The organism is Serpentinimonas raichei, from assembly GCF_000828895.1.
GTDB classification, from domain to species: domain Bacteria; phylum Pseudomonadota; class Gammaproteobacteria; order Burkholderiales; family Burkholderiaceae_C; genus Serpentinimonas; species Serpentinimonas raichei.
In genome coordinates this window covers 1,305,045-1,323,207 of record NZ_AP014568.1, presented here as the reverse complement: position 1 = coordinate 1,323,207, position 18,163 = coordinate 1,305,045, and the positions used below count along the sequence as shown (strand labels likewise).

Annotated in this window: 19 protein-coding genes; 12 read left to right on the top strand and 7 right to left on the bottom strand. The window is 66.1% G+C overall.

Annotated features, from left to right (window positions below; genetic code table 11):
- The first annotated feature begins 4 nt into the window (after positions 1 to 4).
- Complete coding sequence (dcm, locus tag SRAA_RS06185; RefSeq protein WP_082039943.1) at positions 5 to 1,159, top strand: DNA (cytosine-5-)-methyltransferase; 1,155 nt, start codon at positions 5 to 7, stop codon at positions 1,157 to 1,159.
- On the opposite strand, the gene gloA is transcribed toward dcm, so the two are convergent.
- Both gloA and SRAA_RS06175 read right to left on the bottom strand, forming a co-directional pair.
- Positions 1,156 to 1,545, bottom strand: a complete 390-nt coding sequence (gene gloA, locus SRAA_RS06180) for a lactoylglutathione lyase (protein WP_045531501.1) — start codon at positions 1,543 to 1,545, stop codon at positions 1,156 to 1,158. The two genes, dcm and gloA, sit on opposite strands and share 4 nt — an antisense overlap.
- Positions 1,546 to 1,568: 23 nt before the next feature.
- Entirely contained in the window at positions 1,569 to 3,422 is a 1,854-nt protein-coding gene (locus SRAA_RS06175; protein ID WP_045531500.1) for a DEAD/DEAH box helicase, read from the bottom strand.
- A gap of 354 nt (positions 3,423 to 3,776) precedes the next feature.
- Between SRAA_RS06175 and ettA the strand changes: the two genes are divergently transcribed.
- The 3 genes from ettA to SRAA_RS06160 all read left to right on the top strand — a co-directional run bounded on the left by ettA (position 3,777) and on the right by SRAA_RS06160 (position 6,731).
- Positions 3,777 to 5,441 carry an energy-dependent translational throttle protein EttA gene (gene ettA / locus SRAA_RS06170; protein ID WP_045533403.1) on the top strand — a complete coding sequence of 555 codons (1,665 nt, stop codon included), beginning with the start codon at positions 3,777 to 3,779 and terminating at the stop codon, positions 5,439 to 5,441.
- A 98-nt stretch (positions 5,442 to 5,539) separates the two neighbouring features.
- A complete protein-coding gene (locus SRAA_RS06165) occupies positions 5,540 to 6,343 on the top strand; it encodes a helix-turn-helix domain-containing protein (RefSeq protein WP_082040089.1) in 804 nt (267 codons plus the stop codon).
- The gene (locus tag SRAA_RS06160; RefSeq protein WP_082039942.1) at positions 6,336 to 6,731 is read left to right on the top strand and encodes an Hpt domain-containing protein; all 396 of its coding nucleotides are present in this window, start codon (positions 6,336 to 6,338) and stop codon (positions 6,729 to 6,731) included. The genes SRAA_RS06165 and SRAA_RS06160 overlap by 8 nt, the downstream gene beginning before the upstream one ends.
- 39 nt (positions 6,732 to 6,770) lie before the next feature.
- Here the strand turns inward: SRAA_RS06160 and SRAA_RS06155 are convergent, their stop codons facing one another.
- Entirely contained in the window at positions 6,771 to 7,262 is a 492-nt protein-coding gene (locus SRAA_RS06155; RefSeq protein ID WP_045531497.1) for a YqaA family protein, read from the bottom strand.
- Positions 7,263 to 7,422: 160 nt separating this feature from the next.
- Between SRAA_RS06155 and dusB the strand changes: the two genes are divergently transcribed.
- The 7 genes from dusB to tadA all read left to right on the top strand — a co-directional run bounded on the left by dusB (position 7,423) and on the right by tadA (position 13,186).
- The gene (gene dusB / locus SRAA_RS06150; RefSeq protein ID WP_045533395.1) at positions 7,423 to 8,433 is read left to right on the top strand and encodes a tRNA dihydrouridine synthase DusB; all 1,011 of its coding nucleotides are present in this window, start codon (positions 7,423 to 7,425) and stop codon (positions 8,431 to 8,433) included.
- The gene (locus SRAA_RS06145; RefSeq protein ID WP_045531496.1) at positions 8,430 to 8,666 is read left to right on the top strand and encodes a helix-turn-helix domain-containing protein; all 237 of its coding nucleotides are present in this window, start codon (positions 8,430 to 8,432) and stop codon (positions 8,664 to 8,666) included. The genes dusB and SRAA_RS06145 overlap by 4 nt, the downstream gene beginning before the upstream one ends.
- Positions 8,667 to 8,768: 102 nt before the next feature.
- Positions 8,769 to 10,373: a bifunctional phosphoribosylaminoimidazolecarboxamide formyltransferase/IMP cyclohydrolase gene (purH, locus tag SRAA_RS06140; protein WP_045531494.1), complete on the top strand. Its 1,605-nt coding sequence runs from the start codon at positions 8,769 to 8,771 to the stop codon at positions 10,371 to 10,373.
- A 107-nt stretch (positions 10,374 to 10,480) separates the two neighbouring features.
- Positions 10,481 to 10,822, top strand: coding sequence for an ArsR/SmtB family transcription factor (locus SRAA_RS06135; protein ID WP_045531493.1), 342 nt, complete (start codon positions 10,481 to 10,483; stop codon positions 10,820 to 10,822).
- Positions 10,815 to 11,351, top strand: coding sequence for an arsenate reductase ArsC (locus tag SRAA_RS06130; protein ID WP_045531492.1), 537 nt, complete (start codon positions 10,815 to 10,817; stop codon positions 11,349 to 11,351). Before SRAA_RS06135 ends, SRAA_RS06130 begins: the two co-directional genes overlap by 8 nt.
- A complete protein-coding gene (locus SRAA_RS06125; protein ID WP_231849256.1) occupies positions 11,348 to 12,082 on the top strand; it encodes an aquaporin in 735 nt (244 codons plus the stop codon). Before SRAA_RS06130 ends, SRAA_RS06125 begins: the two co-directional genes overlap by 4 nt.
- A gap of 3 nt (positions 12,083 to 12,085) precedes the next feature.
- Positions 12,086 to 13,186 (top strand): tRNA adenosine(34) deaminase TadA, encoded by a 1,101-nt coding sequence (gene tadA, locus SRAA_RS06120; protein WP_045531490.1) that lies wholly within the window; start codon positions 12,086 to 12,088, stop codon positions 13,184 to 13,186.
- Between the two features lie 110 nt (positions 13,187 to 13,296).
- Here the strand turns inward: tadA and SRAA_RS06115 are convergent, their stop codons facing one another.
- From SRAA_RS06115 to SRAA_RS06100, 4 genes are all read right to left on the bottom strand, one after another.
- Positions 13,297 to 14,070: a peptidylprolyl isomerase gene (locus tag SRAA_RS06115; protein WP_045531488.1), complete on the bottom strand. Its 774-nt coding sequence runs from the start codon at positions 14,068 to 14,070 to the stop codon at positions 13,297 to 13,299.
- 30 nt (positions 14,071 to 14,100) lie between these two features.
- Entirely contained in the window at positions 14,101 to 14,391 is a 291-nt protein-coding gene (locus tag SRAA_RS06110; RefSeq protein WP_045531487.1) for a BolA family protein, read from the bottom strand.
- 71 nt (positions 14,392 to 14,462) lie between these two features.
- Positions 14,463 to 14,876 (bottom strand): peptide-methionine (R)-S-oxide reductase MsrB, encoded by a 414-nt coding sequence (msrB, locus tag SRAA_RS06105; protein WP_045531485.1) that lies wholly within the window; start codon positions 14,874 to 14,876, stop codon positions 14,463 to 14,465.
- A 22-nt stretch (positions 14,877 to 14,898) separates the two neighbouring features.
- Positions 14,899 to 16,377, bottom strand: a complete 1,479-nt coding sequence (locus SRAA_RS06100; protein ID WP_045531484.1) for a protein adenylyltransferase SelO — start codon at positions 16,375 to 16,377, stop codon at positions 14,899 to 14,901.
- Between the two features lie 138 nt (positions 16,378 to 16,515).
- Between SRAA_RS06100 and SRAA_RS06095 the strand changes: the two genes are divergently transcribed.
- The gene (locus SRAA_RS06095; RefSeq protein ID WP_045531482.1) at positions 16,516 to 18,153 is read left to right on the top strand and encodes a 3-(methylthio)propionyl-CoA ligase; all 1,638 of its coding nucleotides are present in this window, start codon (positions 16,516 to 16,518) and stop codon (positions 18,151 to 18,153) included.
- The last annotated feature ends 10 nt before the right edge of the window (positions 18,154 to 18,163 follow it).

The following is an 18,163-nucleotide window of genomic DNA, read 5'->3' as shown; positions in this document are numbered from 1 at the left end:
GCCCATGAGCGCAGCAGCGCCCACCAAACTGCAGGCCGCCACGCCGCACAGGCTGCCGATTCAGGCCTGCCTGCCTTTTGATCAGCCACAAGGTGCGGCGTTGCGGGTCGTTGACCTGTTCGCCGGCATTGGAGGCATCCGCTTGGGCTTTGCCGCCCACGGCGCCGAGTGCGTGTTTACCAGCGAGTGGAACCGCTTCGCCAAGCAGACCTACCTAGCGAACTTTGGCGACACCCACCCCTTTGTGGGCGATATCGTGCCGCTGCCGGCGCACGAGGTGCCCGACCACGAGGTGCTGCTGGCGGGTTTTCCTTGTCAGCCCTTTAGCATCGCCGGGGTGAGCAAAAAAAACTCGCTCGGTCGGGCGCATGGCTTTGAATGCACGACCCAGGGCACCTTGTTTTTTGATGTGGCGCGCATCATTGCCGCCAAGCGCCCCCAGGCTTTTTTGCTGGAGAACGTCAAAAACCTGCTCTCGCACGATAAAGGCCGCACCTTTGCCGTGATTCTCCAGACCCTGCGCGAAGAATTGGGCTACGAGGTGCATCACCGCGTCTTGGATGGCCGACACTTTACGCCCCAGCACCGGGAGCGCATCATTTTGGTGGGCTTTTGCCGGCCGACCCGGTTTACTTGGGACGATTTGCAGTTGCCCGCACAAGGTCCGAAACTGCATGGCATCTTGCACCGAACCGACGGCAGCGAGCCCGTGCTGGAATGGGACGCAGACCGGTTTTTTGATCACCAAAGCCACGCCGTGCAACCGCGCTACACGCTCACGCCCAAGCTGTGGGAGTATCTGCAAGCCTACGCCCTCAAGCACAAGGCGGCCGGCAATGGTTTTGGCTTTGGGCTGGTGCAACCCCAAAGCGTGACGCGCACCCTGTCGGCGCGCTACCACAAAGATGGCTCAGAGATCCTCGTCGACCAAGGGCCCGGCAAGCGGCCACGCCGCCTGACGCCGCGCGAATGCGCCCGACTGATGGGGTTCCCGGATACTTTCAAGATACCGGTCAGCGACACCCAAGCCTATCGCCAGTTTGGCAACAGCGTGGTGATGCCGGTCATGCGCGAGGTGGCGCGCCTGATGGTCGAGCCGGTGCGCGGCCTGATGGGTAGCACGGGCCAAGCCTTGCCGCAGCAGGCTTGGGCGGCCTAGTCCGCCCGTTCGATCAGCTCGATCTTGTAGCCGTCGGGGTCGGTGACAAAGGCGATCACCGTGCTGCCGCCCTTGACCGGTCCGGCCTCGCGGGTGATGGCGCCACCGGCCTGCCGGATGCGCTCGCAGGCCGCGTAGGCATCGGGCACGCCGATGGCGATGTGGCCGTAGGCGCTGCCCATTTCGTACTGCGTCACACCCCAGTTGTGGGTCAGTTCGATTTCGGCCTGGCCGGGGTTGCCGCCCTCAAAGCCCAAAAACGCCAGCGTGTACCGATATTGCGGGTTTTCCGAGCGCCGCAGCAGGGTCATGCCCAGCACCTGGGTGTAGAAGGCGATCGAGCGATCGAGGTCGCCTACGCGCAGCATGGTGTGCAAAATGCGCATGGTCTGCTCCTGGTTTTTTGAGCTTATTTGATGCGCCCAAAGCGGGTGCGCAGGGGGTCGATACCGCCACCACCACCGCCGCCACCACCGCCTTGGCCTTGGCCCTGGCCACCGCCGCCGGTGCGTGAACGGTTGCCGCCGCCGCGCTGGCCCAAGGTGTCGATGCCGGTGCGCAGCGGGTCGGGCTGGCGTGCCGGGCTGCCGGGGCCGCCCGCGCCAGCACTGCCGGCGCTTCGGCTGCGTGCCTGGCCCGGCTGAGCTTGACCCGGACCTTGGCGCGGACCGCCCTGGCGTGGCCCGGTGCCCGAACCCGGTGCCTGGTTGCGCCCGCCAGCAGGGGCAGCGCCCCCACCGTTGCGGCGCCGTCCGGGGGCATGGGCCAGCCGGGACGGGGCCAAGGGGTCGGCGTGGCGCGGGGGCTGGGCGTCGTCGTCGAAGTCGTCGTCGTGGAAGGTGGGGGCTGCCGCAACCCGCGCAGGCGCCGTCCGCGCTGGCGCAACCCGCGCGGGGCCCGCGCCGGATCGGGCTGGCGCGCCTCCCGCCGGTCGGCCAGTGCGCGCGCCGCCCTTGCTGTCGCGCACGCGGTCGGTCATCTCTTTGCGCGCGGCGCGCCCGGCGGCAGCCATGACATCGCGGCTGGGTGGTTTGCCCGCCCCGCCCCAGAGGGTTTGGCGCCCCATGGCGATGGGTTCGGCTTTTTCGTCGGCTTCGGGCATGAAATCGGGGAAGATCTGCACCGCAAGCTGTTGCTTGGTGAACTTCTCGATCGCCATCATGAAGCCTTCTTCGTCCAGGCTCACCAGGCTCACCGCCGCCCCTTCGGCCCCAGCGCGGCCGGTGCGGCCGATGCGGTGCACGTAGTCCTCGCACACATTGGGGATGTCGTAGTTGACCACGTGCGGCAAGTCGTCGATGTCGATCCCGCGCGCAGCGATGTCGGTGGCCACCAAGGCGCGGATGGTGCCGCTCTTGAAGTCGGCCAGCGCCTGGGTGCGCGCGCTCTGGCTCTTGTTGCCGTGCAGCGCCAGCGCGCCGACGCCGTGGGCATTGAGGTAGTCGGCCACGTTGTTGGCGCCAAACTTGGTGCGCGTAAACACCAGCACCTGGCTCCAGTCGTGCTCTTTGATGATGTGCGCCAGCAGCGCTTTTTTCTTGCCGCGCCCGACCGGGTGGATGGTCTGCACGATGCGCTGCACCGTGGTGTTGGGCGGCGTGACTTGGATGTGCTTCGGGCTGCGCAGCAGGCCGTTGGCGAGTTCGCGGATCTCGTCGCTGAAGGTGGCCGAAAACAGCAGGCTCTGCTTGTTTTGTGGCAGCAGGCGCAGGATTTTCTTCACGTCGTGGATGAAGCCCATGTCGAGCATGCGGTCGGCTTCGTCGAGCACCAGAATTTCCACCTTGGACAAATCCAGGCGACCTTGGTCCACCAGGTCCAGCAGCCGCCCCGGGGTGGCCACCAGCACATCGACGCCCCGGGCCAGTTTGTCGATCTGCGGGTTCATGCCGACCCCGCCAAAAATCACGGTGGATTTGAGCTGCAGGTGCTTGCCGTAGGTGCGCACCGATTCTTCCACCTGCGCCGCCAGTTCGCGGGTGGGGGTGAGCACCAGGGCGCGAATGGGGCGCGGCTGGCCGCGTTTGGGGGGCTCATGGCCGGCATGGCCTTCAGGGCCGGCTTGGCCAGCGTGCAGGCGCTGCAGCAGCGGCAGCGTGAAGGCGGCGGTTTTGCCGGTGCCGGTCTGGGCGCCAGCCAGCAGGTCGTGGCCGGCCAGCACCAAGGGGATGGCTTGCGCCTGCACCGGGGTGGGTTGGGTGTAGCCTTGCTCGCGCACGGCATCCAGCAGAGCCGGGGCGAGGTTCAGTTCGTCAAAAGTCATGGGTCTAGGTTGCGCCCATCATGGGGCGTCGAGGGGTATCGGCCACTCCCTGCGCCGCAAGGGGCAAGGGCAATCGCGGGGCAGATGGGGAGCAAAGTGGGCCGTCCAAGCCCCAGCATGGTGCTGCTGTGGTACCGAATGCAAGTACGCACCGCCCGATTGTGGCACAAACCGCCCTTGTCTGCGGTGGGTGCGCTGCATGGCGTTTAAAAACCACAGGTTGGGTGCGCCCGCAGGCCGAACCTGGCGTGCGGCACAAATCCGCACAAAGCCGCTTAAGCAGCGGATAATCGAGGCGAAGTGCTGGCCCCGGTGGGGTTGCGTGCGCATTCCTTTCATTTGTTTTACATCCCCATGGCCCAATACGTTTTCTCCATGAACCGCGTCTGCAAGACGGTGCCGCCCAAGCGCCAGATCTTGAAAGACATCTCGCTCAGCTTCTTCCCCGGCGCCAAGATCGGCGTGCTCGGCATCAACGGCTCGGGCAAATCGACCCTGCTCAAAATCATGGCCGGGGTGGACAAAGAGATCGAGGGCGAGGCCATCCCCATGCCGGGCATCCGCATCGGCTACCTGCCGCAGGAGCCGCACATCAACCCCGAGCAAACCGTGCGCGAGGCGGTGCAAGAGGGCATAGGCGGTGCGCTGGCGGCCAAGGCGCGGCTCGATGAGGTCTATGCCGCCTACGCCGAACCCGATGCCGACTTCGACGCCCTGGCCGCCGAGCAGGCCGAGCTGGAGGCGGTGATCGCCGCCTCCGGCTCCGAAAACGCCGACCTGCAACTCGAGCTCGCCGCCGACGCGCTCAACCTGCCGCCCTGGGAGGCGCAGATCAAAACCCTCTCGGGCGGCGAAAAACGCCGCGTCGCGCTGTGCCGATTGCTGCTAAGCCGGCCCGACATGCTGCTGCTCGACGAGCCCACCAACCACCTGGATGCCGAAAGCGTGCACTGGCTGGAGCAGTTCCTGAAACGCTTTTCAGGCACCGTGGTGGCCATCACCCACGATCGCTACTTCTTGGACAACGCCGCCGAGTGGATTTTGGAGCTCGACCGCGGCCACGGCATCCCCTACAAAGGCAACTACACCGACTGGCTGGACCAGAAAGAGCGCCGTTTGGAGAGCGAACAGCGCAGCGAAGACGCGCGCCTGCGCGCCATGAAAGAAGAGCTCAAGTGGGTGCGCGCCAACGCCAAGGGCCGCCAGGCCAAGAGCAAGGCGCGGCTGGCGCGTTTCGAGGAACTCTCCGACGTCGATTACCAGCGCCGCAACGAGACCAACGAGATCTTCATCCCGGTAGCCGAGCGCCTGGGTGCGCAGGTGATCGAGTTCAAGCACGTGCGCAAATCCTTCGGCGACCGGCTGCTGATCGACGACCTGAGCTTTAGCGTGCCGGCCGGGGCCATCGTGGGCATCATCGGGCCCAACGGGGCCGGCAAATCGACGCTGTTTCGCATGATCCAGGGCGTGGAGCAGCCCGACGCGGGCGAAATCGTGATCGGCAAGACCGCCAAACTGGCCTTTGTCGATCAAAGCCGCGAAGCGCTGCAAGGCGACAAAACGGTGTGGGAAGACGTGTCCGGCGGGCTCGACAACATCACCGTGGGCAAGTTCATCATGCCCAGCCGCGCCTACTTGGGGCGCTTCAACTTCAAGGGCAACGACCAGCAAAAGCTGGTGAAAAACCTCTCGGGTGGTGAGCGCGGGCGGCTGCACCTGGCCAAGACGCTGGCGCTGGGCGGCAACGTGCTGATGCTCGATGAACCCTCCAACGACCTCGACGTGGAAACCCTGCGCGCGCTCGAAGAGGCGCTGCTCGAATTTGCGGGCAGCGCGATGGTGATCTCGCACGACCGCTGGTTCCTGGACCGCATCTGCACCCACATCCTGGCCTACGAGGGCGAGAGCCAGTGGGTGTTTTTCGACGGCAACTTCACCGAGTACGAGGCCGACAAGCAGCGCCGCTTGGGCGAGGAGGGCGCACGGCCCAAGCGGGTGCGCTTCAAGTCGCTGGCTTAAGCGTTGGAGCCTATGAATGCCACCGCCATGCAGAATTTCCGACAAAATTACTAAAAACAGTCTTGTGCTGAATGTGCCATTTGTTGCAAAATACGCCCATGAACAATACAAACAACCCCGTTGACATGTCGTCTGGCGCGTATTTCACCACGCTGGAAGTTGCCAAAATGCTTGGTATGGCGGTGCGTTCGGTGCAACTGATGGTGGACCGGGGCGACTTGCAAGCTTGGAAAACCCCTGGCGGGCACCGGCGCATCACGCGCGACTCGCTCGAGCGCTGGATCAAGGGCAGCCGCGCCGGCGTGACCGGGGTGGCGGCCATGCACGGCGGCGCAACCCTGCGCCCGAGTGGGCGGCGGCGTCATTCGGTGCACGTGCCGCGCGTGCTGCTGATCGAAGACTCGGTGCATTTTCAGAACCTGGTCTCGTCGCTGGTGCGGCAACGCTTTGAAGGCGTAGAGTTGCACGTTTCGGCCGACGCCATTGCCGGCTTGGTTTCCTTCGGCCATTTGCAGCCCGACCTCATCATTGTCGACATTTTGTTGCCAGGCATGGATGGTGCCACGCTCATTGCGGGGCTGCGCAGCCACGCGCTGTTTGGCAACTGCAAGCTGATCGTGCTCACCGCGCTCGATGCGGCGCAGCGCGAACCCTATGCCCATGCCCTACAAGATGTGGCGGTGGTGCACAAACCGCGCCTGGTGCAAGACCTGCCGCCGCTGATCGAGGCGGCGATGGGCCATTTGCTTGACGATCGGAGCGCCGAGGTAAGCGCAATCGCTCCTCCTGCGTTGGCGGCGGGAGGTGCGGTGGCTCCAGCCCCTGCCAAGGCTGCCAAGGCCGCCAGCAAGGCCAAGGCGGCTGTGGCGACCGAAGCCCGGCCTCAGCCAGCGAATGGCTGAGATGAAACCCGAGCCGCTGCCACCGACTGCTTTGGCGGCGGACTCGGTGGCGCAGCTGCCCCCTTGCGAGCAGGGGGCCGTGCAGAGCTTGTTCGACAACGATTTGGCTTTGTTTCTAACTTTTCGAGCCGCCTGCATCGAGCAGTTCGAGCACGATTTTCGGCTGGCTGCCGCGCTGCTGGCGGCGCAGCAGGATCGGGCGGCGCTGGTGCGCTTGGCGCACAGCTTGAAGGGCGTTTTGCACACCTTGGGCCACACCGAAATCGGTGCCTTGGCACATGGTTTGCAAGTCCAAGCCGAGCGAGCCGATTGGGCCGAGTTGCAAGGGCAGTGGACGGCGTTGCGTCTGCGTCTGGTGGCCGCGTTCGGGCTCGATCTGGCTGCGTAAAGTGCTGCGTTGGCTTTGAGTGCGCGGTGGCTCAGCGTTTCAACCCGGAGTTTGCGCCCATTCGTCGGGCAGCAACCACAGCAAAGCCGTGATGAAGGTGATGTAGCGCAAAAACATGCCCAGCGCCATGTAGGGCACGCACTGCCAGAACGGCAGCCGCAGCCAGCCGGCCACGGCGCACAGCGGGTCGCCAATGCCGGGTAGCCAGCTCAGCAGGCAGGCTTTGGGGCCAAAGCGTTTCAGCCAATCCAGCGCGCGCACGTGGGTGGCTGAGCCGCGCACCTTGTCCACCGCCGAATGGGCGCCGTAGCCAACCAGCCAGTTGGTGATGCCGCCCAAGGTGTTGCCGGCGGTGGCCACCAGCATCACGGGCCAATACAGTTCTGGGTTGAGCTTGATGACCCCCAGCACCACCGGCACCGAGCCCAAGGGCAGCAGGGTGGCCGAAAGAAAAGCCACCACGAACACCGTGCTGAGCCCAAATTGTGGCAGGCGCAAGGCATCTAAAATCGACCACAACACAGCTTCCATCGTGGTGCCAGTATAAGGGGCGCGCAGCGGGCGCAGCGAACCGAGATCAATTGGCCGCTTGGGTGGGCAAGCTACAATAGGCTGCATAATTTTTCAGCATTTCCCTCGTGTCGGCCCCCCTATGGCAGCGGCCCGTGGCTTGTGGTTTTTTTGTTTCCTGATGCGCATCGGCCCCTACACACTCGTCAACCGTTTGTTCGTCGCCCCCATGGCGGGGGTGACGGATAGGCCCTTTCGCATCCTGTGCAAGCAGTTGGGGGCGGGTTACGCCGTGAGCGAGATGATCAGCGCCCGGCCCGAGTTGCGCGACAGCCGCAAGACCCTGCGCCGGCTCGACCACGTGGGCGAACCCGGCCCGATCGCGGTGCAGATCGCCGGCACCGACCCGGCGCAGATGGCCGACGCCGCGCGCGCCAACATCGACTGCGGGGCGCAGATCATCGACATCAACATGGGTTGCCCAGCCAAGAAGGTCTGCCACCAGTGGGCCGGTTCGGCCCTGATGCAAGACGAAGCACGCGCTTTGGCGATCATCGAGGCGGTGGTCGCGGCTTGCCAACCGCACGGCGTGCCGGTGACGCTCAAAATGCGCACCGGCTGGTGCCAAAGCGCCAAAAACGCGCCGCAACTGGCGCGCGCCGCTGAGGCGGCTGGGGTGCAGATGATCGCGCTGCATGGGCGCACGCGCGAGCAAGGCTACAAGGGCCTGGCCGAGCACCACACAGCCGCCTCGATCAAGGCCGAATTGCGCATCCCGGTGGTGGCCAACGGCGACATCGACAGCCCGGAACAGGCGCGCGCGGTGCTGGCCGCCACTGGCTGCGATGCGCTCATGATCGGCCGCGCCGCCCAAGGCCGGCCGTGGCTGTTTAGGGAAATCGCCCATTTTCTGGCAACCGGCACACATTTGCCGGCACCCACGGCGCCCGAGCTGGCCCGCTTGCTGCGCGCCCATTTGCTGGATCACTATCAGCTCTACGGCGAGCACAGCGGCGTGCGCAGTGCGCGCAAACACCTGGGCTGGTATGCGCGTTCGCTGCCCGCCACGGTGCAGCAGCAGGCCGACTTCAGGCGGGCCATCAACTGCGCCGAATCGGCCGGGCAACAACTGCGCTGCGTCCAAGATTGCTTCGACAGCGCCTGCACCCCCGACTGGAGGCTGGCTGCATGAGCACCCCGAGCTTGCCCGAGAGCGTGCGCGCCAACATCGAAGCCTATTTCAAGGATTTGGGCGCCAACGAACCGGCCAATATGCACGATATGCTGCTGCGCACGGTGGAAAAACCCCTGCTCGAGGTGGTGCTGGGTCGTTGCCAAGGCAACCAATCGCGCGCGGCCCAGTGGCTGGGGTTGAACCGCAACACCTTGCGCAAAAAGCTGCAGGAACACGGTTTGCTCGATTGAGCCTAGGTACCCGCTGAGTCAGCGACGGCCCCTGTAGCGGACGCTTGCGCTGGTTGCACCGCCCCATTTTTTGATCATTTTTTAGGCATTGAAAGTCTCCCCATGAAAGCCCTGCTCTCGGTCTCCGACAAAACCGGTCTGCTCGAACTCGCGCGCGGCCTGCACGCACTGGGTGTGCAACTCATTTCAACCGGCGGCACGGCGCGCCTGCTGGCGCAAGACGGCCTGCCCGTGACCGAGGTGGCCGAGCTCACCGGTTTCCCTGAAATGCTCGACGGCCGCGTCAAAACCCTGCACCCGGCGGTGCACGGCGGCCTGCTGGCGCGGCGCGAGCGGCCCGAGCACATGCTGGCGCTGCAAACGCAAGGCATCGCCCCCATCGACATTTTGGTGGTCAACCTCTATCCTTTCGAGGCCACGGTGGCGCAACCCGGCTGCACGCTCGATGAGGCGATTGAAAACATCGACATCGGCGGCCCAGCGATGGTGCGCTCGGCGGCCAAGAACTGGCGCGACGTGGCGGTGCTCACCGACGCCAGCCAGTACCCGCTGCTGCTGGCCGAGCTGCAAGACGGGGGCGTGAGCGAGCGCACCCGCCTACAGTTCGCCATAACGGCTTTCAACCGCATCAGCCATTATGATGGCGCCATCAGCGACTATCTGTCGGCATTGGACCTATCTGCGGGTGTGCCTGCGGGTTACTCGACGCCGCCGCGCTTGCTCTTTCCGGGCCAGAGCAACGGCCGCTTCGTCAAGCTGCAAGATTTGCGCTACGGCGAGAACCCGCACCAGCAGGCGGCCTACTACCGCGACCTAGAGCCCGCGCCGGGTGCGCTGGTGACGGGCACGCAGTTGCAGGGCAAGGAGTTGTCGTACAACAACATCGCCGATGCCGACGCGGCCTGGGAGTGCGTCAAGGGTTTCGAGGTGCCGGCCTGCGTGATCGTCAAGCACGCCAATCCGTGCGGGGTGGCGCTGGGCTCAACTGCGCAGCAGGCCTACGAAAAGGCGTTTCAGACCGACCCGACCAGCGCCTTTGGCGGCATCATCGCCTTCAACCGGCCGCTCGACGGCGCGGCGGCGCTGGCGGTGTCGAAACAGTTTGTCGAGGTCTTGCTGGCGCCCGATTTCACGCCCGAGGCGCTGGCGGTGTTCAAGTCCAAGGCCAATGTGCGGCTGCTCAAAATCGCGCTGCCCACCCTGCCCCAAGTCGGTGCCTCCGACTGGGCGCGCGGCCGCAATGCGATCGACATCAAGCGCGTGGGCTCGGGCCTGCTGCTGCAGACGGCGGACAATTTCGAGCTGCAGCGCACGGACTTGAAAGTGGTGACAGCGCTGCAACCCACACCGGCGCAGCTCGACGACTTGCTGTTTGCCTGGAAGGTGGCCAAATACGTGAAGTCCAACGCGATCGTCTTTTGCCACGACGGCATGACGCTGGGGGTGGGCGCAGGGCAGATGAGCCGGCTCGATTCGGCGCGCATCGCCGGCATCAAGGCGGCTCACGCGGGCTTGTCGCTGCACGGCTCGGCGGTGGCCAGCGATGCGTTTTTCCCGTTTCGCGATGGGCTCGATGTGGTGGCCGAAGCGGGCGCGAGCTGCATCATCCAGCCCGGCGGTTCGGTGCGCGACCAAGAGGTGATCGACGCCGCCAACGAGCGCGGGCTGGCGATGGTGTTTACCGGGGTGCGGCACTTCAGGCATTGAGGGCGACCTGGGCGGTGTGCCAGTCTTTGCGCTTGCTGCCTTGGGTTTTTGTGCTGGTCGGGTGCATCATGCCTTGCTGTATCGTACAATTCGATAATCATCGAATTATGGAAGACTCCCAAGCCGCCTCCTGTTTTGCCGCCCTGGCGCACCCGGTGCGTTTGCGCGTCTTTCGTGCCTTGGTGGTGGCGGGTGCGGGTGGTCTGACACCCGGCGCGCTGGCGCAAAACTTGGTGTTGCCGGCGGCCACGCTCTCGTTTCACCTCAAGGAACTGATGCACACCGGGCTGGTGCTGGCGCAGCGCAGCGGGCGCCACATCCACTACCGGGCCGCGCTGGAGCGCATGAATGCGCTGCTGGCCTACTTGAGCGAAAACTGCTGCCAAGGGCAGAGCTGCCTGAGTCCCCCATCCCTGTTTTGCAATCTGCTGGAGCCTCAACATGATTGATCCCCGCCCCATTCGGGTGCTGTTTTTGTGTACCCACAACTCGGCGCGCAGCATCTTGGCCGAAGCCTGTTTGAACCACTTGGGGCAGGGGCGCTGGCAGGCTTTTTCGGCCGGCAGCAGCCCGCGGCCGGGGCAGCAGCCTCACGCGCTGGCGCTGGCCACCTTGCAAGAGGCCGGCATGGCCACAGCGGGTTTGCGCAGCAAAAACTGGGATGAATTTGCCGGCCCGGATGCGCCGCCGATGGACCTGATCGTCACCGTGTGCGACAACGCCGCGGGCGAGGTCTGCCCGATCTGGCCCGGACACCCGGCCACGGCGCATTGGGGCTATGCGGATCCCTCCGAAGTGGCAGGTGAACAAAGCCCAGAGCAGCGCCTGCAGCGTTTTCGCAGCACCCTGCAAGCCATACGCAGCCGCCTTGAAGTTTTGCTTGCTGCCAGCGCCGACCTTGCGGCCTGCGGGATCACCGAACCCGAATCGGACGGCCAGCGGCTGGCGCAAATTGCGCGTCGGCTGGCCCAAGCATGAGCGCGCAAGCTATGCCAGAGCCGCTGCAGCCCGCTCTGGCGCAGCGCCTGCTGGCCGAATTCGTGGGCACGCTGCTGCTGGTGTGCACCGTGGTGGGCTCGGGCATCATGGCGCAGCACCTGGCCGATGGCAACGTGGCGCTGATGCTGCTGGCCAACACCGTGGCCACGGTGTTCATCCTGTTCGTGCTGATTCAAACCCTGGGGCCGATCAGCGGCGCGCATTTCAACCCGGTGGTGACAGCCGTGTTCGGTGCCGCCAACGGCCTGCCTTGGAGCGCGCGCTTGGGCTACGTGGGGGCGCAACTGGCCGGGGCGCTGGCGGGGGTGGTGCTGGCGAATCTGATGTTTGGGCACGCGCCGCTGGAACTGGCGCAGCAGGTGCGCAGCGGGCCGCCGCTGTGGCTGGCCGAGGTGCTGGCCACGGCCGGGCTGGTGTTTGTGATCGGGCGCAGTTGCGCGCGCACGGCCCCGGCGCTGGTGGCGGCCTACATCGGGGCGGCGATGTGGTTCACGGCCTCGACTTCATTGGCCAATCCGGCGGCTACCTTTGGGCGCATGTTCAGCGACAGCTTTGCCGGGGTGGCGCCGGCCTCATTCCCGGCCTTGGTGGCGGCGCAGGTGGCTGGGGGGCTGCTGGGGGCGCTGTTGCTGCAGGCGCTGCGCATGCCCACACCCACACCCAAGCCAGCTTCGGTGGCGCAAGCCTTGAGCGAGCAATCAGGCCCCTGAGCCATGCAACCCAGCGACGACGCATACTTCATGGGGCTGGCGCTGGAGCAGGCCCGGCTGGGGGCCGCAGCGGGCGAGGTGCCAGTGGGGGCGGTGCTGGTGCAGCGTGGGCCAGAGCAGGGCGTTGCGACGGCGCGCGTGCTGGCGGTGGCGCACAACCGGCCCATCGGCCTGCACGACCCGAGCGCACACGCCGAAATGCTGGTGCTGCGCCAGGCGGCGCAGGCGCTGCAAAACTACCGCCTCGACGGCTGCGAGCTTTACGTCACCCTAGAGCCCTGCCCGATGTGCGCCCAGGCCGCCTTGCACAGCCGTGTGCGGCGCGTGGTCTATGGGGCGCGCGAGCCCAAGAGCGGGGCCGCCGGGTCGGTGCTGGATTTGTTTGCCTACCCGGCGCTGAATCACCAAACCGAGGTTCAAGGCGGGGTGCGGGCACAGGAGTGCGCGGCCTTGCTGGAGGATTTTTTCGCCCTGCGCCGCCTAGCGGCCAAGCGCGTCCACACGCCCTTGCGGCCCGACGCCCTGCGCACCCCGGCGGCGGCTTTTGAGTCCTTGTGGCAGGTGTTCCCGCACTGGCAGATGCACAGCCGGATGTGGCACGATTGGCCCGAACTGGAGGGCTTGCGCCTGCACGCGTTGGATATTGCTGCAGAGCCGCAAGCCGCCCCTACAACCCCATCCGCATCCGCATCCGCGACGTTACTGCTGCACGGCCCCGATGGCTGGTGGCCGCAGTGGGCGAGCTGGCTGGAGCAGCAGCGCCGCAGCAAGGGCCAGCGCTGGCTGGTGCCGGACTTGATCGGTTTTGGCCAGAGCGACAAACCCAAGCAAGCCGCTTGGCACAGCTTGGAGCGCCACGTCGCCATTTTGCTGGCGCTGTGCGATGCCGTGGGCATGCAGCGCCTGCAGCTCGTCCATGCCCCGGGGCAGGCGCAACTGGCGCAGGCGCTGCAGCAGCGCGCCGGGCCGCGGCTGCTGGATTTGGCCGAATGCAGCCCGCCGCCGAGTCCGCAGTGGCCAGCGGGCGCTTGGGCTGATCTGCCGTATCCCGACGCTGGGCACCGGGCAGCGCAGCGGGCTTGGCGCGCGCGGGGTTGGTGCTGAAACAGAGGCTGGGTGCGCTGGGGGCTGTGGGCCGATTTCTGGCCGCGAAGCGGACGGCATGAGGCACGCGGCCCCCAGCGCGCCCAGCCTCAGCCCTTCACGTGCGCGCTTCAGCGTATCCGCGCCCGGCCGCGCAGTTCTTCTTGGAACGCCATCAGGCGCTGCTGCATCAGGTTTTGCTCGATCTGCGGGCGCAACTGTTCCAGCGGTGGCAGTTGGGCGCGGCGCACGTCATCGACGCGAATGATGTGCCAGCCAAATTGGCTGCGCACCGGCTCGGGGCTGAGTTGGCCTTTGCCGAGCTTGACCATGGCTTGCGAGAACTCGGGCACGAACACGTCGGCGCCGGCCCAGTCGAGGTCGCCGCCTTGGGGGGCGGAGCCGGGGTCGCGCGAGCGGGTGCGCGCCAGTTCCTCGAAGTTGCCACCGGCGCGGATCTGGGCCAGCAGGGCGGTGGCTTCGGCCTCGGTCTCGACCAGGATGTGGCGCACGCGGAATTCTTGACCTTGGTTGGCAGCGGCGAATTTTTCGTATTCGGCTTGCACTTGGGCATCGGTGACCGGGTTTTTGCGCTGGAAGTCGGCGAACAGCTCGCGGATGAGGATGGTTTGCGAGGCCAGTTGGACTTGGGCGCGGAACTCGGGGCTGGCGCGCAGGCCACGGCGTTCGGCCTCTTGCGCAAAAATCTCGCGCATGATGGCTTCTTCGCGCAACTGGGCGCGCATGGCGTCATCGACGGGGCGGCCGCCGCGCTCGGCTTGTTGCACCAGCGTGTTGAGGCGCGCCGTGGGTACTGGCTTGCCGTTGACAACAGCCAGGTTTTGCGCATAGGCGGGCAGGGCGAGGGTGGCAGCGAGGGCCACGGCGGTGAGTAGGAGTTTCATGGAGCGAAGGTAAGGGTTTGAGCGAAAAAACTAGCGCCGGATTTCGATCGCCAGCGCGTGCAGGCCAGCGTCTATATAGGGACGAAGCGCATCATACACAAGCCGGTGCGCAGCCACGCGGCTCAGGCCCTGGAAGCGCTCGGAGGCAATGCGGACCCGGAAGTGGCTGCCAAAGCCGTGCGCGTTGGCTCCGGCATGGCCGGCGTGGGCGGCGCTCTCGTCGAGCACTTCCAGCAGCTTGGGTGCGAAGCACTGCTGCAAGGTGGCGTGCAGGGCCTCGGCGGTGGCGGGATGGGGGTGGGGGGAGGGGGCTTGTTGCATAGCAGATGGGATTATCGTGCCGACTAGAGGAGCTAGGCCGGGAGCGGAAGGCAAGCCAAGGGGGGGGCGCGCTAGTCAGATGGAGTTTGCCAGTCGAGCGCGGCCGAGTTCATGCAGTAGCGCAGACCCGTAGGGGTCGGGCCGTCGGGGAAGACGTGGCCCAGGTGCGCGCCGCACTGGCTGCACAGGGTTTCGATGCGCAGCATGCCGTGGCTGCGGTCGTGGCGCTCGGTGATGGCGCCCGGCAGGGCCAGGCTGAAGCTGGGCCAGCCGCAGCCGGCGTCGAACTTGGTTTCGCTGTCGAACAAGGGCTGGCCGCAGCCCATGCAGTGGTAGCGGCCACTGGCCCAATGCGCCTCGTAGCGGCCGCTAAAAGGGCGCTCGGTGGCGGCCTGGCGCAGCACGGCATAGGCCAAGGGCTCGGCCCCTTTGGCGGCCAGCAGCTCGCGCCACTGTTCAGGGGTTTTGTGGATAGCAAATTCCATGGGCCGGGTCAGGGACGGGTTTTTAGGAGGAGCAACTGATGGCGATCTGCGCCGCCCATGCAGGTGCCTCGGCGGCCAGGTCGTCGCAGTCGGGCAGATCGGCGTAGGGTTGCGCCAGCGCGGCCTGCAAGCGTTGCAGGGGCTCGAACTGGCGTTGTTCGGCGGCCTCGATCACGGCTTGCGCCAGGTGGTTGCGCAGCACCACGCGCGGGTTGCTGCGCCGCATCCGCTCACGCGCCAGTTCGGGGGTCTGCGCGGCGTCGCTCTGCAGGCGTTCGCGCCAGCGCCGCGCCCAATTGTTGAAAGCGTCGGTCTGTTGCAACAGCGCGCGCGCCGCACCAAGTTCGGTCACGCGGCCGCTGAGCGAAAATTCGGCCACGCCCTCGCTCAGGCTGCGCCAAAACCGGGTGTAGTCGGTCTGTTCGGCGGCCAGCAGGCTCAGCAGCTCGTCGGCCAAGGCGGCGTCGCCGGCGCGCGGCTCGTTCAGGCCCAGCTTGGCGTTCAGGCGCTGTTGCAGCGCGGCCTCAAACCGGGGCTTGTAGTGGCGCAGCGCCTCGGCGGCCTGTTGTGTGCCATCGAGCAGCGGCAGCAGCGCCTGCGCCAGACAATACAAATTCCAGTGGGCGATGCCCGGCTGCTGCCCAAAGGCGTAGCGCCCGCTGTCGTCCGAGTGGTTGCAGATGTGCTGCGGGTCGAAGCCGTCCATGAACTGGAACGGGCCGTAATCGATCGTCAGCCCGAGGATGCTCATGTTGTCGGTGTTCATGACGCCGTGGCAAAAACCGAGCGCCTGCCACTGCGCCAGCAGCTCGGCGGTGCGCACGGTCACGGCTTCGAGCAGGGCGGCCACGCGCTGCGCCGGGTTCGGCCAAGCGGCGCATTCGGGGTAGTGGTGCGCTATCACAAAATCGGCCAAGGCCTGCAGTTCCGCGTGCTGGCCGCGCTGCGCAAAGTGCTCGAAATGCCCAAAGCGGATGAAGCTCGGTGCCAGCCGCGTCACCACGGCCGCGGTCTCGATGCGCTCGCGCCGCACCGGGGCTGGCGAGCCGGTCACGCACAGGGCACGGGTGCTGGGCACGCCCAGCGCGTGCAGGGCCTCGCTGCACAAAAATTCGCGGATCGAGCTGCGCAGCACGGCGCGGCCGTCGCCCATGCGCGAGTACGGCGTGGGGCCGCTGCCCTTGAGCTGCACTTCCCACAGCGCCTCGGGCCCACGGCGCTCGCCCAGCAAGAGCGCACGCCCGTCGCCCAACTGGCCGGCCCAGACGCCAAACTGGTGCCCGCTATAGACGCTGGCCAAAGGCGAGGCACCCGGCGGCAGCGCATTGCCGCTGGCGCAAGCCAAGCTCGCACCGTCGTAGGGCCAGTCGGTGTGCAAGCCGAGTTCGGTTGCGGCCGCGTCGCTGTAGCCGACCCAATAGGGCTCGGGCAGGGGCTGGGGCCTGAGCCGGGTGTAGAAGGCCGTACCCAGTGATTCGAAGCGGCTGCTTTGCAATTCCATGCAAGCATTGTGCGGTCAACGGCAATGCCCCGGTGTGGGTGGGGCTGTGGCAGCCCGTTAAGATGATGCGCCCGCGTGCCCAAGTTGCCACTTGGCAGCAGCAAGGGCACCCTAACAACAACCCACCGGAGACAAACCATGCTTGGCCTGATGCAAGAACAACCCCTGCTGATTTCCGATCTGATCGAACACGCGGCGCGCCACCACGGCGAGGTCGAGATCGTTTCGCGCCGGGTCGAGGGCGACATCCACCGCAGCAACTACCGCCAGGCGGCGCTGCGCTCGCGCCAGTTGGCGCAGGCGCTCGATGCGCTCGGGCTGGAGCCGGGCGAGCGAGTGGCCTCGCTGGCTTGGAACGGCTACCGCCACTTCGAGCTGTATTTTGGCGTGAGCGGCTCTGGGCGCGTGCTGCACACCATCAATCCGCGCCTGCTGCCGCAGCAAATCGCCTGGATCGTCAACCACGCACAAGACCAGGTGCTGTGCTTTGACCTCACCTTTTGGCCCATCGTGCAAGCCATCGCCGCCCAGTGCCCGAGCGTGCGCCTGTGGGTGGCGCTGTGCGACGAGGCCGCGCTGGCCAAACTGCCCGGGGTCGAACAAGTGCCAAACCTGCAAAACTATGAGGAATGGATCGGCGGCCACCCCAGCAGCTACCAGTGGCCGCGCTTCGATGAGCGCAGCGCCTCCAGCCTGTGCTACACCAGCGGTACCACCGGCAACCCCAAGGGCGTGCTCTACAGCCACCAGTCCACCATTTTGCACGCCTACGCATCCGCCTTGCCCGACGTGATGTGCCTGAGCGCGCGCGACAGCGTGCTGCCGGTGGTGCCCATGTTCCACGTCAACGCCTGGGGCATCCCCTACTCGGCGTGCGCGGTGGGTTGCAAACTGGTGCTGCCCGGCCCGGCGCTCGATGGCCAATCGGTGTATCAACTGCTGGCCGCCGAGGGCGTGACCTTTGCCGCCGGCGTGCCCACGGTGTGGCAGATGCTGCTCACCCACATGGCGCAGCACGATTTGAAGCTGCCGCAGATGCAGCGCACCGTGATCGGCGGCTCGGCCTGCCCGCCGGCCATGATCCGAGCCTTTCGGGAGCGCTACGGCATCGAGGTGCTGCACGCTTGGGGCATGACCGAGCTCAGCCCGCTGGGCACCCTGTGCACGCTCAAAAACCAGCACCTGAGCCTGCCCGAAGAGGAGCAGATGCAGATCCGCCTCAAGCAGGGGCGGGCGATATTTGGCATCGACATGAAGGTCGTCGATGCCAACGGCCAGGAGCTGCCTTGGGACGGGCGCTCGGCCGGCGAGTTGCTGGTCAAGGGTCCGTGGGTGGTGCGCGACTATTTTCGCGCCGAAGGCCCGGCGCCGCTGCTTGATGGCTGGTTCCCGACCGGCGACGTGGCCACCCTCGACGCCGACGGCTTCATGCAGATCACCGACCGCAGCAAGGACGTGATCAAGTCCGGCGGCGAGTGGATCGGCTCGATCGACGTGGAAAACATCGCCATGGCGCACCCGGCGGTGCTGATGGCGGCCTGCGTCGGCGTGCCGCACCCCAAGTGGGACGAGCGCCCGATCGTGGTGGTGGTCAGAAAACCGGGGCAAGAGCTCACGCGCGAAGATTTGCTGGACTTCTACGCCGGCAAGATTGCCAAATGGCAGATCCCCGACGACGTGTTGTTCGTGGATGCGATTCCGCTCGGCGCCACCGGAAAAATGCAAAAAATGAAGCTGCGCGAGCAGTTGCAGGGCTACCGTCTGCCCGGTCTGTGAGTGCAAAAGA